This is a genomic window from Verrucosispora sp. WMMD1129 (genome assembly GCF_029581255.1).
GTDB lineage: Bacteria > Actinomycetota > Actinomycetes > Mycobacteriales > Micromonosporaceae > Micromonospora > Micromonospora sediminimaris.
Genome location: NZ_CP120741.1, coordinates 4259714 through 4275496 on the forward strand (window position 1 = coordinate 4259714; position 15783 = coordinate 4275496).

A 15783-nucleotide genomic window follows, 5' to 3' on the forward strand; every position below is an offset into this window, starting at 1 on the left:
GCCAGCTCGCACCATCTACAATGTGGGACAGATATCCTGAAATATGGGAGGTCGTCATGGGTGTGGCCGAGGCGTTCGACGCGGTGGCGGATGGCTACGATGCCGCCCGCCGCAGGCTCGTGCCCTGCTTCGACGCGTTCTACACCACCGCCGTCGAGGTGGCCGCGCCGCCGTTGCGCGCCGCCCTGGCGGCCGGGCGTACGGCCGAGGTGCTCGATCTGGGCGCCGGGACCGGCCTGCTGTCGTCGCTGATCTCCGCCGTCGTGCCCGGCGTGCGGCTGACCCTGGTGGACGGCGCGCCGCAGATGCTGGCCGTCGCCGCCGAGCAGTTGACCGGCCAGGGCGTCGCGCACCGGGTGGTGGTGGCCGACCTGGCTGACCCGCTGCCCGCCGGGCGGTACGACGCGGTGGTCAGCGCGTTGGCGATCCACCACCTCGACGACTCCGCCAAACGCGACCTCTACCGCCGGGCGGCTGCGGCGCTGGTGCCCGGCGGAGTCTTCGTCAACGCCGAACAGGTAGCCGGTCCGACCCCTGAGCTGGACCGGCGCTACCACGAAGTGTGGCTGGCACAGGTCGCGGCGCTCGGCGCCGACGCCGCCGAGATCGCCGCAGCCGAGCAGCGGATGGCCTACGACCGCCCCGCCCCGGTGGCGGAACAGTGCCGTTGGTTGACCGAGGCGGGCCTGGCGGACGTCGACTGCTTCTTCAAGGCGTGGCGTTTCGCCGTGATCGGTGGTCGGGGATGACTGGAAGTCATACCGGCGGGTAGTCTGCCGGTATGACAGCCAAGGTGACTCTGTCGTTCGCCGACGAGACGATCGCGGATGCCCGGCGGTTCGCCAAGCAGGAGGGGCTCTCGCTCTCAGCCTGGATGGACCAGGCGGCCCGGGAGAAGGCGCTGCGCGAGGTCTTCGCCGCGCACGCCGCCGCGGTCGGGCGGGCCGGGCTGGATCTGGAATCCGCCTCGCTGGCCGATGCCCAGGAGGTCGGTATGGTCGACGACCTGCTCTTCGGCGGTCCGCCGCGTGCTGCGTAGGGGCGAGGTCTGGCGGATCGAGGGGGCCCGGGAGCGCCTCGGCCTGGTGATCAGTTCCGATGTCTACAACTCGACGGCGGTGCCCATCGTGATCGTGGCCGAGGTGGTGGAGGCGGCGCTGCTGCGCGACTCACCACTGGCGGTGTCGATGGGGGAGCGGGTGGTGATGCCCGACCGGATCTCCTCGCCGATGAAGAAGTGGTTCACCGAGTGCGTGGACGTCGCCGACGCGGAGACGATACGGCGGGTGGACCGGGCGTTGCGTATCCTTCAGCAGCTCTGAGCCGACGCGCTCCTCACCGCCGCCGTCGAACGGTGGTGCGATCCACGTTGCCGATCTGACCCGAACGGCGAACGCCGCGGTAACGGCGGCTCCCTAACTTCTGCGGCATGACCACCACGAGCGAGCAGCCGACGGTAATCGAAGAGGAGAGCCTGGATCGCCGACCAGGTCGGTGGATCGGGCACTGGGCACCGGAGGATCCCGCCTTCTGGCAGCGGACCGGCCGCGGCGTCGCCCGACGCAACCTCATCTGGTCGATCTTCGCCGAGCACATCGGCTTCTCGGTGTGGCTGCTCTGGAGCATCGTCGTCGTCCGGCTCGGCGACTCCGGGTGGCAGCTCACCACCAGCCAGGCACTCTGGTTGACCGCCGTGCCCAGCGGAGTCGGCGCCCTGCTGCGACTGCCGTACACCTTCGCCGTGCCGGTTTTCGGCGGCCGCAACTGGACCGTCATCTCGGCGTTGCTGCTGATCGTGCCCTGCGCCGGACTGGCCTGGGCGGTCGAGCACCCGGAGATCGGCTTCGTGTCGCTGCTGCTGATCGCCGCCACGGCCGGATTCGGTGGCGGCAACTTCGCCTCCAGCATGGCCAACATCTCGTTCTTCTACCCGGAGCGGGAGAAGGGATGGGCGTTGGGGCTCAATGCCGCCGGCGGCAACATCGGGGTGGCCGTCGTGCAGTTCGTGGTGCCCCAGGTGATCGTGCTGGGCGGCGGGCTCGCGCTGGCCCGGGCCGGTCTGATGTACATCCCGCTGGCGGTGATCGCCGCCGTCTGCGCGTACCTGTTCATGGACAACCTGGTCGAGGCGAAGGCCGACGTGCGGCCGGTCTGGTCGTCGCTGCGGCACCGCGACACCTGGATCATGTCGCTGCTGTACATCGGCACCTTCGGCTCGTTCATCGGCTACTCGGCTGCCTTTCCCACCCTGCTCAACTCGGTGTTCGGTCGGCCGGACGTCGCGTTGGCCTGGGCGTTCCTCGGTGCGGGAGTGGGCTCGCTCTGCCGGCCGTTCGGTGGCCGCCTCTCCGACGTCGTCGGTGGGGCCCGGGTCACGGTGGCCAGCTTCGTGTTGATGGCGGTCGGTGCCCTGGGCGCACTCTGGTCGGTCGAGCAGCGCAACATGGGCCTGTTCTTCGTGGCCTTCCTGCTGCTCTTCGTGGCCACCGGCGTCGGCAACGGCTCGACCTACCGCATGATCAGCAGGATCTTTCAGATCAAGGGTGAGGAGCGGGGCGGCGCGCCGGAGGTGATGCTGGCGATGCGCCGGCAGGCCGCCGGTGCCCTGGGCATCATCTCCGCGGTCGGCGCCTTCGGCGGATTCCTGGTGCCGATCTGCTACGCCTGGGCCCGGTCGACCTACGGAGGCATCCAGCCGGCGTTGCGCTTCTACGTGGGATTCTTCCTGGTGCTGCTGGTGGTCACCTGGGCGGCGTACCTGCGTCCCGGCAGCCGGATGGCCCGCGCCGGGGTGTGACGACCGTCATGTAGGAACCCGCTCAGCCTCGCCGGCCGGACCCCGTTTTGACCGGCCGGCGGGGCTGCGGGTATCGTTGCCTGCTGTTGTACGACATCTGTGGGCGTGCCGCCTGAGGTACGCTTGGTCGTTCGTGCGCGCTGGTCCGGCTGGGATGTCCTGGTCACCTCGGCGCGCTACCCCAGACCGACGACGAGACAAGGTAGACCTGTGCGTACGTACAGCCCGAAGCCGGGTGAGATCGAGCGTCAGTGGCACGTCATCGACGCCTCTGATGTCGTGCTGGGCCGCCTGGCCACCCACGCCGCCACGCTGCTGCGGGGCAAGCACAAGCCGACTTTCGCGCCGCACGTCGACACGGGCGACTTCGTCGTCGTCGTGAACGCGGGCAAGGTAGCGCTGACCGGCAACAAGCGCCAGCAGAAGATCGCTTACCGGCACTCCGGTTACCCGGGTGGCCTGAAGCAGGTCGGCTACGAGGAGCTGCTGGCCAAGCGCCCCGAGCGGGCCATCGAGCTGGCGGTGAAGGGGATGCTCCCGCACAACAAGCTCGGCCGTCAGCTGATCAAGAAGCTGAAGGTCTACGCCGGTGCCGAGCACCCGCACGGCGCGCAGCAGCCGGTGCCGTTCGAGATCAAGCAGATCGCGCAGTGAGCGCGGGCGAAGGAAGCAGCATGACCGACATCACCGCCACCGAGGTCGCCCCTGAGGCCACCGAGGCGCCGGCGCCCGTCGCGCGCGCGCCTCGTGGTGACCGCCCGATCCAGACCGTGGGTCGGCGCAAGGAGGCCATCGTCCGGGTGCGCATCGTGCCGGGCACCGGCAAGATCACCTGCAACGGGCGTGACCTGGAGGCGTACTTCCCGAGCAAGGTGCACCAGCAGCTGATCAAGGATCCGCTGGTGACCGCCGAGAAGCCCGAGGCGTTCGACGTCATCGCCAACCTGCGTGGCGGTGGCACCACCGGCCAGGCCGGTGCGCTGCGGCTGGCCATCGCTCGGGCGCTGATCGTCAGCGAGCCCGACGACCGCCCGGCCCTGAAGAAGGCCGGCTTCCTGACCCGGGACGCCCGGGTCAAGGAGAGCAAGAAGTACGGCCTCAAGAAGGCCCGTAAGGCTCCCCAGTACTCGAAGCGCTGATCTCCAGCCGCACCTTGTACTTCTGACGGACGGCCGGTTCGCCTCCCCTCGACAGGGGGAGGTGGGCCGGCCGTTTCGTCGCCTCACGACAAGGCGTTTTTCCTCTATCGGCAGTTCATCGGAGGTTGGTGGGTATGGGCCGGTTGTTCGGCACGGACGGCGTACGCGGGCGGGCGAACGCCGATCTCACCCCGGAGTTGGCGCTCTCGGTGGCCGTCGCGGCCGCCCACACCCTCGCCGAGTCGGACCGTGGCCGCGCCCCCCTGGCCGTGGTGGGTCGGGACACCCGGGCCAGCGGCGAGATGCTTGAGGCTGCCGTGGTGGCCGGGCTGACCAGCGCGGGCGCGACGGTGATCCGGGTGGGTGTGCTGCCCACCCCGGCGGTGGCGTTCCTCACCGCAGAGGCCAAGGCGGATCTCGGCGTGATGCTGTCGGCCTCGCACAACCCGATGCCGGACAACGGGATCAAGCTGTTCGCGGCCGGTGGGCACAAGCTGCCCGACGAGATCGAGATGCGGATCGAGGCGGCCATCGAGGCCAACGCCACCACCGCCTGGAAGCGCCCGGTCGGCGCGGGAGTGGGCCGGGTACACGACCTGCTCGACGGCGCGAACCACTACGTGCAGCACGTCGCCGGAACCGCGGCGCACCGCCTCGACGGGATCAAGGTCGTGGTCGACTGCGCCAACGGCGCCGCCGCCGAGGTGGCCCCGGCGGTCTACCGCGAGGCCGGTGCCGAGGTCATCGCGATCAACGCCGAGCCGGACGGGCTCAACATCAACGACGAGTGCGGCTCCAACCACATCGAGGCGCTGCGCCAGGCGGTGGTGGAGCACGGGGCGCAACTCGGCATCGCGCACGACGGCGACGCCGACCGGTGCGTGGCCGTGACCGCCGACGGCGACGAGGTCGACGGCGACCAGGTGATGGCGATCCTGGCGCTGGCCATGCGAGAGGCCGGCACGCTGACCGGGGACACCCTGGTCGCCACCGTGATGAGCAACCTCGGCCTGCGCCTGGCCATGTCCGCGGCGGGCATCCGGCTGGTCGAGACCAAGGTCGGCGACCGGTACGTGCTGGAGGAGCTGCGTGCCTCCGGGCTGGCCCTCGGCGGCGAGCAGAGCGGGCACATCGTGATGCCGGCGTACGCGACCACAGGTGACGGGGTCCTCACCGGGCTGCACCTGATGGCCCGGATGGCGGCCACCGGTCGCTCCCTGGCGGACCTCGCCAGCGTGGTCAACAAGCTTCCCCAGGTGCTGATCAATGTGCCGGTCGGCGACCGTACCGTCGGTGCCGCCGCACCGGCGGTACGCGCCGAGGTCGAGCGGGCCGAGGCCGAGCTGGGTGAGACCGGCCGCGTGCTGCTGCGCCCGTCGGGTACCGAGCCGCTGGTCCGGGTGATGGTCGAGGCCGCCACCGAGCAGAAGGCCCGTGAGGTCGCCGAGCGGATCGCCGACCACGTCCGTACCGCCAGTCCGGCCTGACCCACACCGCCGGCTGCGATCGGCTCGGCCGAGGCCGCACCCGCGTCCCCCTACTGTGTAGCGTGCCGTGGGACGATGACCGCCGGCCGCCGTACGGGCGGACGCCACATCTTCGGGGGTGACTGTGTCCCACCCAGGTTCTCCTGGTTCCCTCGGGCAGCCCGCCGGCCAGCCGCTGGCCGAGGCCCCGTCCAGCGCACCACAGAGCTGGATCGGGGCTCACTGGGGTCGCCTGCTCATGATCGTGGTGGCGCTGGGGCTGGCTGTCGGCTCCGTGGCGGCACCGTGGTCCGAGGTGACCCTCAGGGTGCTGGGCCGCACCAGGGGTGACTCGCTCGTCCATCAGGATTCGACCGCCGGGCTCGCGGTTACCGAGATCGACGGTTGGGGATGGGCGTACCTGCTCGTGCTGGTGCCGCTGGTGCTGCTGGCAGTTGCCTCGGCGGTGCTGCCGGGCACCGCGGGGCGGGCCGCAGCTGTCGCGGCGGGCGGCGCGCTGCTGGCCATGTCGACGGTCCTGGTCGGCGCCGCCTACCACCTCTCCTCAGGACCGGACGAGGCAGCTGCCCGCTGGGCCGAGGTCGTCCGCCGGCTGGCGCCGATGCTGGACGGGGACTACGGGTCCATCTCGTACGGCTACGACAGTCCCGGTCTGACGTTCGCGGTGCTCGCCGTCTCGGCCCTCGCCATCGTGGTGCTGACCAGTTGGTGGCCGGGCTCCGGCCGGATCGTCACCGCCGCGGCCGGCTCCTTGGCGCTGCTCGCCGGCCTGGCTCTGCCCTGGTTGACCGTGTACGGCGCGACCGCTGACGAACTGGACCGGCGCAACGTCTGGTGGCCCACCTTCGGCACCGCGTCGGTGCTCACCATGGTCGGCACGCTCGCGTTCGCCGCCCTGACCTGGTGGGCCGCGCTACGCCGGTCGACCCGGGGCCGGCTGCCCCTGCTGCTGGTGACGGTGCCGGCGGCCTTCGCGCTCGTCCTCATGCACGATTACCTCGGGCTGGACCCTGAGGAATGGCAGGACGCGGCCGAGCGTGCCCGCTTCCTCGCGGTCACCGACGACATCCGGTCCGCCGCCGAGCTGGCTCAGCTCGCGCCCGTACTCTTCCTCGTCGCGATGGTGCTGGCCTGGTCGGCGGCGCGGCGGCGGGCCCGGGCCGCGCGGTCGGCGGTCGGCGCGGCGCCGGTCGACACCGGTACGGCCCCCGTGCCGAACTGACGCCGGTCCGGTCACCGGAACTCGGGCAGCCGGCGCAGCCGGGTCACCGCCTCGGCCAGCACCTCCTGGCGTTTGCAGAAGGCGAACCGGATCAGCCGCCGGCCGGCCTCGGGATCGTCGTAGAAGACCTGGGTGGGCACCGCCACCACGCCGGAGCGCTCGGGCAGCGCGCGGCAGAAGTCGACCCCGTCGGTGCCGCCGAGGTCGGTGATGTCGGCGGTGACGAAGTACGTGCCCTCGGGGGTGAGCACGTCGAACCCGGCGGCGGTCAGCCCGTCGACCAGTTGGTCACGGCGGGCCTGCAGGTCGGCCCGGAAGGCGGTGAAGTAGTCGTCGGGCAGCGCGAGCGCCACCGCCACCGCTGGTTGCAGGGGCCCGGCGTTGACGTAGGTGAGGAACTGTTTGACCCGCAGCAGCGCCGACACCAGCGTCTCCGGCCCGCTGGCCCAACCCACCTTCCAGCCGGTGCAGGAGAAGGTCTTGCCGGCCGAGGAGATCCGCAGGGTGCGCTCGCGCATCCCGGGCAGCGTGGCCAGCGGCACGTGCCCGCTGGCGGCGTCGGTGAAGGCCAGGTGCTCGTACACCTCGTCGGTGACCGCGTACGTGTCGTGCTCCTGGCACAGCTGCGCGATCAGGGTCAGCTCGTCCGACGTGAACACCTTGCCGGTCGGGTTGTGCGGAGAGTTCAGCAGCACCAGCCGGGTACGCGCGCCGAACGCGGCCCGTAGCTCCGCCGGATCGAAGGCGTACCGCCCGTCGGCGTCCGGGCGGAGTGTCACCGGTCGCCGGATCGCACCGGCCAGGGCGATCGAGGCGGCGTACGAGTCGTAGTAGGGCTCGAAGCAGACCACCTCGTCGCCGGGTTCGCAGAGGGCGAGGATGGCCGCGGCGATGGCTTCGGTGGCACCGGCGGTCACCACCACCTCGCCGTCCGGGTCGTACTCCAGCCCCCAGAAGCGGCGCTGGTGCGCGGCCACCGCCGCCCGTAGTTCGGGGACGCCAGGGCCGGGCGGGTACTGGTTGCGGCCGGCGGCCAGGGCCTCCGCCGCGGCGGCGAGCATCTCGGGCGGGCCGTCGGTGTCCGGGAAACCCTGCCCGAGGTTCACCGCGCCGGTACGCACCGCGAGGGCGGACATCTCGGCGAAGATCGTCGTCCCGAACGGGCGCATCCGGGCCACCAGCGGGTCGACATCGCTGCTCGTCACGCCCGTCAGGGTACGGGTGCGACGAGCCGAACCACCCGCCACCCGAGCGCGTGCTTTGTCGCTCCGATCGCCACCATCGCCAGATCGCTCAAATTCAGTGATTGTTTACCCCGGTTTCAAGCAGACAACGTGAGCGAAACTGGTTAGGCTCCGAGCCATGTGTGGAATCGTGGGTTACGCCGGCGCCCGACCGGCGCTCGGCATCGTGCTCGACGGATTGCGGCGGCTGGAATACCGCGGCTACGACTCGGCCGGCGTCGCCGTCGTCTGCGACGGGGCGCTGCTGACCGAGAAGAAGGCCGGCAAGCTGGCCAACCTGGAGAAGGTGCTCTCCGAGCGGGCGGCCGAGGATCCGGCCGGCTGCGGCGCCAGCCCGATCGGCATCGGCGACGGCACCACCGGCATCGGACACACCCGATGGGCCACCCACGGCGGCCCCACCGACCGCAACGCCCACCCGCACCTGTCCCCCGACGGGCGGGTCGCGGTGATCCACAACGGCATCATCGAGAACTTCGCCAAGCTCCGAGCCGAGCTGGAGGACGAGGGCGTCACCTTCACCAGCGACACCGACACCGAGTGCGCCGCCCACCTGCTCTCCGCAGCCCTGACCGAGCTGCGGGCGGCGGGCCAGCCGGACGGGCCGCAACTGCTGACCGCGGCCATGCGGGTGGTCTGCCAGCGACTGGAGGGCGCCTTCACGCTGCTCGCCGTCGACTCGGCGATTCCCGGCGCGGTGGTCGGCGCACGCCGCAACTCACCCCTGGTCGTGGGCCGCGGCGACGGAGAGAACTACCTCGCCAGCGACGTCGCCGCGTTCATCGAACACACCCGGGACGCGGTCGAGCTGGGTCAGGACCAGATCGTGCTGATCACCGCCGAGAGCATCGAGATCACCGACTTCGAGGGGCAGCCGGCCAGCGGCAAGGACTTCCACATCGACTGGGACTCCTCGGCCGCCGAGAAGGGCGGCTACGACTGGTTCATGCTCAAGGAGATCGAGGAGCAGCCGCAGGCCGTCGCCGACACGCTGCTCGGACGGTTGACCGAGAGCGGCGAGATCATGCTCGACGAGGTCCGCCTCAGCGACCAGGATCTGCGCGACGTCGACAAGATCTTCATCGTCGCCTGCGGCACCTCCTACCACGCCGGGATGGTGGCCAAGTACGCCATCGAGCACTGGACCCGGATTCCCTGCGAGGTGGAGCTGGCCAGCGAGTTCCGCTACCGCGACCCGGTGCTGGACCGGTCCACCCTGATCGTGGTGATCTCGCAGTCCGGCGAGACAATGGACACCCTGATGGCGCTGCGGCACGCCAAGGAGCAGAAGGCCCGGGTGCTGGCCATCTGCAACACCAACGGCTCCACCATCCCCCGGGAGTCCGACGCGGTGCTCTACACCCACGGCGGCCCGGAGATCGCCGTCGCCTCCACCAAGGCGTTCCTCACCCAGGTGATCGCCTGCTACCTGATCGGGCTGCACCTGGCGCAGGTGCGCGGCGTCAAGTACGCCGACGAGGTGGCGGCTGTGGTCGAGCAGCTCCACCGGGTGCCGGACAAGCTGCGCGAGCTGCTCGGGCGGATCGAGCCGGTGCGCGAGCTGGCCCGCGAGCTGCGCGCCGAGTCGACGGTGCTGTTCATCGGCCGGCACGTCGGCTACCCGGTGGCGCTGGAGGGCGCGCTGAAGCTCAAGGAGTTGGCGTACATGCACGCCGAGGGCTTCGCCGCGGGGGAGCTGAAGCACGGCCCGATCTCGCTCATCGACAAGGGCACCCCGGTGATCTGCATCGTCCCCTCTCCGGTGGGCCGGGGCATGCTGCACGACAAGGTCGTCTCGAACATCCAGGAGGTACGCGCGCGGGGCGCCCGCACCATCGTCATCGCCGAGGAGGGCGACGAATCGGTGGTCCGCTACGCCGATCACCTGATCCACGTGCCGCGTACGCCGACGCTGCTCGCACCGCTGGTGACCACCGTGCCGTTGCAGGTGTTCGCGGCCGAGATCGCCGCTGCCCGGGGACACGACGTCGACCAGCCGCGCAACCTGGCCAAGTCCGTCACCGTGGAGTAGCCGCCGGGCGGCAACCGGCGGTCGACAAGGCCGCCGGTACCGACCTCAGCGCCCCAGCATCACCCGGGCCATGCCGTCCAGCGCCGGATTGTCCGGATGCCAGTAGCCGGTGTGGCCGTACCGGCCGCTGGGGAAGGTGCGGCCGCCGAAGCCCGGCTCGGCCGGGTCGTGCCCGAACCACAGTTCGTCGCTCGGCCCGGCCAGCCAGCCGGCGATGGTGCCGACCGGCGAGGCACCGAGCACCGCCCGCCGGGCCAGTTCGTCCGGCGGGCGGGTCAGCCGGATCACGTCGTCCGGTGCGGTGCTGGCCCACACCTGCCCGGGTGGCAACCCCAGGTCGGCCGCGTGCGTCACGCCGACGCCGGGTGAGCCGACGAAGACCAGCGCGTCGGCGGCGAGGCCGTGGTCGCGAGCAGCGGTGCCCACCACCAGCGACCCGTAGCTGTGCCCGAGCACGGTCTGCCGGGCCGGCGGGCCGTCGTGGGTGGCCCGGAGACCCTCCTGGAACCGGTGCAGCGCCTCCCCGGCCGCGCGGGCCTGCCCGTCCCAGGCCGCCTCGTGCAGGAAATCCGGGGCGTCGTAACCCAGCCAGAGCACCGCCGAGGTCTGCGCAGCCGGTGCCAGCTCGGCACCCCGGGCCAGCACCCGGGCCGCCCGGCCCAACTCGCCGGTGGCGTCGTCGAGCCCGGCGGTCATCCCGGGTACGTAGGTGAGCACATCCGTGGCCCGGTCGGGGTTGCCCAGCGCCACCACCGCCCGCCCCTCGCCACCGACGTCCAGGCCCAGCAGGTACGCCCGTGGCTGCTGGGGGGACTCCAGCCGGGCGACGAGCGCGTCCAGCCCGGACAGCGCGGCCTCGGCGCTTCGCAGCCCGGCCACTTCCAGCGGGCCGCGCGGCACCCGGGCCAGCAACTGCTCCCACCGTTCGACAAGCGCCGCTCGCCGGGCCGCGAGCAGTAGCCGGTTGGCCTGGTCACGGGCATCGGCGGGCACCCCGTCGAGCCGGCCGGTCAGCTCCGGCTCGTGCACCACCAACCAGCGACGCTCGGCCGGGGTCAGCCCGGCCCACCAGCGCCGCACCAGAGCCGGCTCGGCGTTCGGCGGTGGCCGGTACGACGGTGGCCGGGCCGTCCAGCCGCTACCGGCGGCCTCGGTCAGCCGCGCCAGCCGCGTCGTGGCCTCCCCGTCGGCCGTGGCGGCCAGGTCGAGGGCCTCCCGCAGGACCGTGGCCACCTGGGCCACCGTCGCGCCGGTGCGGTCGGACGGCAGCCGGGTGGGATCGGGGCGTACGCCACCCCGGCGGTCGATCAGCACACCGCTGGCGGCGGCCAACGTCACGGCCGCCGTCAGCCGAGCGCGGGCGGCCACCAACCGGGTGGCGAACTCGGCGAGCACCTGATCGGTCTCGATCGCGGCCGGTACCAGCGCGACCAGCTCGTCGCGCAGCCCGGTCAGCCGGGCACCGGCCGACTCGGCGGCACTGCCGGACCAGCCGGTGCGCAGGGCGGCGCTGCCGTCGACGAGCTCACCGGCCCGCCGCTCGGCCACCCCGGCCAGACTCGCCCAGGCCGATCCGGTGGCCCGCCACGCCGCCGGGTCGACCATGGAGAGCCGGGCGTAACCGACAGGCCCCGGTGCGCTCATCGGGGCAGGGCGGAGAGGCGGGCGGCGGCCCTGGCGTCCACCGACTCGTACGCCCCGGCGGCGGCGCGCACCCCGTCGCCGGTCTCCGCGACCCGGGCACCGAGCCGGCCGCACCAGGCGTGCACGGCCGCCTCCAGGCCGGCGAGCGCCCCCGCCGTCGACCATTCCCCCCGGACCGGTGCGGCCAGCCCTCGCCCGGCGGCCAACCCGTGCGCCAGCCGGTAGCCGGTGTCACCCAGCGACCGCCCGACCCGGTGCAGCAGTTCCGGCCGTACGGCCAGCTTCTCCTCGGCCATCGTTCCTCCCGCCTGACGTCAGCACGAGGCAGACGCTAGGCGGTGGTGGGGCCGGTGGCCGTGCCCTGTGGACAGCCGGCGGTGGGCGTACCTCCGGTTTGTCCACAGGTGTTGCCGGGCACGCCGCCGACGGCTATCTTGCCGCCTCCACGCCGGTAGGGTTGGCCGGGTGATCGGGAAACGGGGTGCGGCATGAGACCGGTCTGGCGGGTCGCGGACGTACGCGCGGCGGAGGCCGCGCTGATGGCCACGGTGCCGCCCGGCACGCTGATGCAACGCGCCGCCGCCGGGCTGGCCCGCCGCTGCGCGCTGCTGCTCGCCGAGCGGGGCGGGGTGTACGCCGCGCCGGTGCTGCTGCTCGTCGGCTCCGGTGACAACGGCGGTGACACCCTGTACGCGGGCGCCCGGCTGGCCCGGCGCGGTGCCGCCGTGTCGGCGTTGCTGCTCACCCCGGATCGGGTGCACGGCGAAGGGCTGGCTGCGCTGCGTGCCGCCGGGGGACGGATCGTGACGCGACCGCCGGCCGTGGTCGACGTGGTGCTCGACGGGATCGTCGGCATCGGCGGTCGCGGTGGCCTGCGGGAGACCGCCGAGCAGTTGGCGGCGAGTCTGCTGCGGCACCGGGGACGGGACGGTGAGCGGGCGACGGTCGTGGCGGTGGATGTGCCCAGCGGTGTCGCGGTGGACACCGGGGCGGTGCCGTTGACGCCGTCCGGCCGTCCGAACGCGGTGCGCGCCGACGTGACGGTGGCCTTCGGCGCGCTGAAGCCGGCCCTGGCGGTCGGTCCGGCCGCCGCGTTGGCCGGCGAGGTGGAACTCGTCGACATCGGGTTGGCACCGTGGCTACGCGGCAGCCCCGCATTGCACGTCGTGGAGTGGTCGGACGTGGCCGACTGGTACCCGAGGCTCGGCCCCGGCTCGGAGAAGTACACCCGCGGGGTGGTCGGGGTGGCCACCGGCTCCGCGACGTACCCGGGTGCGGCGGTGCTCTCCGTCGGCGGCGCGCTGGCCGGCCCGACCGGCCTGGTCCGTTACGCCGGGGGTGCCCGCGACGAGGTGGTCCGCCAGCATCCCTCGGTGATCGCGACCGGCCGGGTCTCCGACGCCGGCCGGGTGCAGGCCTGGGTGTGTGGGTCGGGGCTGGGCACCGACGAGCGGGCGGCCACCGAGCTACGGACCGTGCTCGCCGCCCCGGTGCCGGTGGTGCTGGACGCCGACGCGCTGACCCTGCTGGTCGACGGTTCCCTCGCCGACCGGCTGCGCCGACGGGACGCGCCGATCGTGGTCACCCCGCACGACCGGGAGTTCACCCGGCTCTGCGGGGAGGAGCCGGGCGACGACCGGATCGCCGCCACGCTTCGACTGGCCGCCTGGATGAACGCGGTGGTGCTGCTCAAGGGGGACCGCACGGTGGTCGGCACGCCGGACGGGCGGGCGTACGTCAACCCGACCGGCACCCCCGCGCTGGCCACCGGTGGCACCGGCGATGTGCTCGCCGGACTGCTCGGTTCGTTGCTCGCGGCCGGGCTGCCGGCGGAGCGGGCCGCCGCCGCGGCGGCGTACCTGCACGGGCTGGCCGGTCGGGAAGCGGCCCGGGGCGGCCCGGTGACCGCGCCGGACGTCGCCGTCGCACTGCGTCCCGTGCTGGCCCGTCTGCCCTGAGTACCCGCCGGGGTGATCAGCCCGGAAAGTAGGGTGGGGGCATGTGGCAGGCCGAGGTACGTGTCGACCTAGACGCGATCCGGGAGAACGTGGACCGGCTGCGCGCCGGCACCAGCGCGGAACTGATGGCGGTGGTGAAGGGCGACGGTTACGGCCACGGCATGGTCCCGGCCGCCCGGGCCGCGCTCGACGCCGGGGCGGACTGGCTCGGCGTCTGCACCCTGGACGAGGCGCTGACGCTGCGCGCGGCCGGCATCGACGTCCCGGTGCTGGCCTGGCTGCTCGCCCCCGGGCTGCCGCTGCACACCGGCGTGACCGCCGGCGTCGACCTGGGAGTGGCCAGCCTGCCTCAGCTCGACGAGATGCTGGCGGCGAGCCGGACGGCCGGGCGACCCGCCCGACTGCACCTGAAGATCGACACCGGGCTGGCCCGGGGTGGCGCGACGGTCGCCGACTGGCCGGCTCTGCTCGACGCCGCCGCCAAGGCACAGGCCGACGGGCTGATCGAGGTGGTGGGGGTGTGGAGCCACTTCGTCTACGCGGACCTGCCCGGTCACCCGACCACGGACCGGCAGGTGGCGGTATTCCACGAGGGGCTGGCCATGGTCGAGCGGGCCGGGCTCCGCCCGCGCTACCGGCACCTGGCCAACTCGGCGGCCACGCTGACCCGGCCGGACACCCACTTCGACCTGGTCCGTCCGGGGCTTGCCGTCTACGGCCTCTCCCCGGTGGCGGGCGAGACGTACGGGCTGCGTCCGGCGATGACCGCCCGCGCCCGGGTGATGCTGACCAAGCGGGTGCCGGCCGGTGCTGGCGTCTCCTACGGCCACACCTACACGACCGAACGCGAGGCCAACCTGGCCGTGGTGCCGCTCGGCTACGCCGACGGGGTGCCCCGGCACGCCTCGAACTGCGGACCGGTGCAGCTCGGCGGGGTCCGCCGGACCATTTCGGGGCGGGTCTGCATGGACCAGTTCGTGCTCGACTGCGGCGACGACCCGGTGGCCGCCGGCGACGTGGCGACCCTGTTCGGCAGCGGGTCCGACGGTGAGCCCACGGCCGACGACTGGGCCGAGGCGGTCGGCACCATCAACTACGAGATCGTCACCCGGTTCGGCAGCACCCGGGTCCCGCGCGTCTACGACGGCGCTCGGACATGACCGGTTGGCAGATCCCGCGGCCCCGGACCACCGCCGGAAAGGCCGCCGGTCTGGTCGGTGCGGCGCTGGGGGTGGCCGCCGCCGGGCTGGCCGCCGGGGTCGCCACGGAACGCGCCCTGGTCCGCCGGCTGAAGTCGGACCCCACCGACCCGTACGCCGACGAGGTCTTCGGTGACCAGCGGTACGACGAGGCGTACCGGCTGGAGATGCCCGACGGCACCGACATCCACGTCGAGGTGGTCGAGCCGACCCGCCCGGTCGACGGCAACCCGACCGTGCTGCTGGTGCACGGCTTCTGCCTGGACATGGGCACCTTCCACTTCCAGCGCAAACTGCTCGCTGAGCGGGGTGAGCACCGGATCGTCGCGTACGACCAACCGGGGCACGGCCAGTCGGGGCGGCTGGAGACCGGCGAGTACGACCTGACCGCGCTCGGCCGTACGCTGCGCCGGGTGATCGACGAGGCGGCCCCGGAAGGGCCACTGGTGCTCGTCGGTCACTCGATGGGTGGCATGACCATCATGGCCCTGGCCGAGCTGTACCCGGAGATGTTCGGCGACCGGGTGGTGGGGACCGTGCTGATGGCCACGTCGGGCGGGCTGCTGGCAGAGACGAAACTGGTCGCGCCCGCCCTGCTCGGCCGGGTGGGTGCGCCGGTGCTCTACATGGCGGGCAACGTCACCCGGTACGGCGGGGCGGTCATCGACCGGGCCCGCCGCTCGACGACGAACGTGGCCTGGTTGCTGACCCGCAGGTACGGCTTCGGCACCCGTCAGCCGAGCCCCGCCCTGGTCTCATACGTGGAGGAGATGAACTCCCGCACCTCCGCCGACACGGTGACCCGTTACCTGCGTACCCTGGCGACCCACTCCCGGTTCCCGGCGCTGGCCGCGTTGGCCGGCACGCCGGTGCTGGTGATCGTGGGAGACAAGGACATGATCACACCGTTGACCCACTCGGAGGAGATCGTCCGTCGGCTGCCGCACGCCGAGTTCGTCAGGATCCCCGACAGCGGTCACGTGGTGATGCTGGAGCATGCCGACGAGGTCAACGCCGCGGTGCTCCGCTTCCTCGACACCTGCGGGCGGGAGGACTCGTGA

Annotated in this window: 15 protein-coding genes; 12 read left to right on the forward strand and 3 right to left on the reverse strand. The window is 72.4% G+C overall.

Features of this window, described 5'->3' with window-relative positions; all coding sequences use genetic code 11:
• Positions 1 to 56 precede the first annotated feature (56 nt).
• The 8 genes from O7624_RS19895 to O7624_RS19930 all read left to right on the forward strand — a co-directional run bounded on the left by O7624_RS19895 (position 57) and on the right by O7624_RS19930 (position 6645).
• Positions 57 to 749 (forward strand): class I SAM-dependent methyltransferase, encoded by a 693-nt coding sequence (locus tag O7624_RS19895; RefSeq protein WP_282236855.1) that lies wholly within the window; start codon positions 57 to 59, stop codon positions 747 to 749.
• Positions 750 to 781: 32 nt separating this feature from the next.
• A complete protein-coding gene (locus tag O7624_RS19900) occupies positions 782 to 1039 on the forward strand; it encodes a DUF6364 family protein (RefSeq protein ID WP_093411463.1) in 258 nt (85 codons plus the stop codon).
• Positions 978 to 1322, forward strand: coding sequence for a type II toxin-antitoxin system PemK/MazF family toxin (locus tag O7624_RS19905; protein WP_282236856.1), 345 nt, complete (start codon positions 978 to 980; stop codon positions 1320 to 1322). The genes O7624_RS19900 and O7624_RS19905 overlap by 62 nt, the downstream gene beginning before the upstream one ends.
• Positions 1323 to 1429: 107 nt before the next feature.
• Positions 1430 to 2797 carry a nitrate/nitrite transporter gene (locus O7624_RS19910; RefSeq protein WP_093411458.1) on the forward strand — a complete coding sequence of 456 codons (1368 nt, stop codon included), beginning with the start codon at positions 1430 to 1432 and terminating at the stop codon, positions 2795 to 2797.
• Between the two features lie 210 nt (positions 2798 to 3007).
• The gene (gene rplM, locus O7624_RS19915; RefSeq protein WP_093411456.1) at positions 3008 to 3451 is read left to right on the forward strand and encodes a 50S ribosomal protein L13; all 444 of its coding nucleotides are present in this window, start codon (positions 3008 to 3010) and stop codon (positions 3449 to 3451) included.
• A 20-nt stretch (positions 3452 to 3471) separates the two neighbouring features.
• Positions 3472 to 3936: a 30S ribosomal protein S9 gene (gene rpsI / locus O7624_RS19920; RefSeq protein ID WP_018784602.1), complete on the forward strand. Its 465-nt coding sequence runs from the start codon at positions 3472 to 3474 to the stop codon at positions 3934 to 3936.
• A gap of 134 nt (positions 3937 to 4070) precedes the next feature.
• Positions 4071 to 5423: a phosphoglucosamine mutase gene (gene glmM, locus O7624_RS19925; protein ID WP_282236857.1), complete on the forward strand. Its 1353-nt coding sequence runs from the start codon at positions 4071 to 4073 to the stop codon at positions 5421 to 5423.
• A gap of 238 nt (positions 5424 to 5661) precedes the next feature.
• Positions 5662 to 6645 carry a hypothetical protein gene (locus O7624_RS19930; RefSeq protein ID WP_282236858.1) on the forward strand — a complete coding sequence of 328 codons (984 nt, stop codon included), beginning with the start codon at positions 5662 to 5664 and terminating at the stop codon, positions 6643 to 6645.
• A gap of 11 nt (positions 6646 to 6656) precedes the next feature.
• On the opposite strand, the gene O7624_RS19935 is transcribed toward O7624_RS19930, so the two are convergent.
• Positions 6657 to 7850, reverse strand: coding sequence for a pyridoxal phosphate-dependent aminotransferase (locus O7624_RS19935; protein ID WP_282236859.1), 1194 nt, complete (start codon positions 7848 to 7850; stop codon positions 6657 to 6659).
• A 157-nt stretch (positions 7851 to 8007) separates the two neighbouring features.
• Between O7624_RS19935 and glmS the strand changes: the two genes are divergently transcribed.
• A complete protein-coding gene (gene glmS, locus O7624_RS19940; RefSeq protein ID WP_093411444.1) occupies positions 8008 to 9921 on the forward strand; it encodes a glutamine--fructose-6-phosphate transaminase (isomerizing) in 1914 nt (637 codons plus the stop codon).
• A 45-nt stretch (positions 9922 to 9966) separates the two neighbouring features.
• Here the strand turns inward: glmS and O7624_RS19945 are convergent, their stop codons facing one another.
• Both O7624_RS19945 and O7624_RS19950 read right to left on the reverse strand, forming a co-directional pair.
• Positions 9967 to 11565 (reverse strand): alpha/beta hydrolase, encoded by a 1599-nt coding sequence (locus O7624_RS19945; protein WP_282236860.1) that lies wholly within the window; start codon positions 11563 to 11565, stop codon positions 9967 to 9969.
• Positions 11562 to 11861, reverse strand: coding sequence for a type VII secretion target (locus tag O7624_RS19950; protein ID WP_282236861.1), 300 nt, complete (start codon positions 11859 to 11861; stop codon positions 11562 to 11564). Before O7624_RS19950 ends, O7624_RS19945 begins: the two co-directional genes overlap by 4 nt.
• A gap of 192 nt (positions 11862 to 12053) precedes the next feature.
• Between O7624_RS19950 and O7624_RS19955 the strand changes: the two genes are divergently transcribed.
• The 3 genes from O7624_RS19955 to O7624_RS19965 are packed head-to-tail and all read left to right on the forward strand — an operon-like array spanning position 12054 to position 15783.
• The gene (locus O7624_RS19955; protein WP_282236862.1) at positions 12054 to 13523 is read left to right on the forward strand and encodes an NAD(P)H-hydrate dehydratase; all 1470 of its coding nucleotides are present in this window, start codon (positions 12054 to 12056) and stop codon (positions 13521 to 13523) included.
• Positions 13524 to 13564: 41 nt separating this feature from the next.
• Complete coding sequence (alr, locus tag O7624_RS19960) at positions 13565 to 14683, forward strand: alanine racemase (RefSeq protein WP_282236863.1); 1119 nt, start codon at positions 13565 to 13567, stop codon at positions 14681 to 14683.
• The gene (locus O7624_RS19965; protein ID WP_282236864.1) at positions 14680 to 15783 is read left to right on the forward strand and encodes an alpha/beta hydrolase; all 1104 of its coding nucleotides are present in this window, start codon (positions 14680 to 14682) and stop codon (positions 15781 to 15783) included. Before alr ends, O7624_RS19965 begins: the two co-directional genes overlap by 4 nt.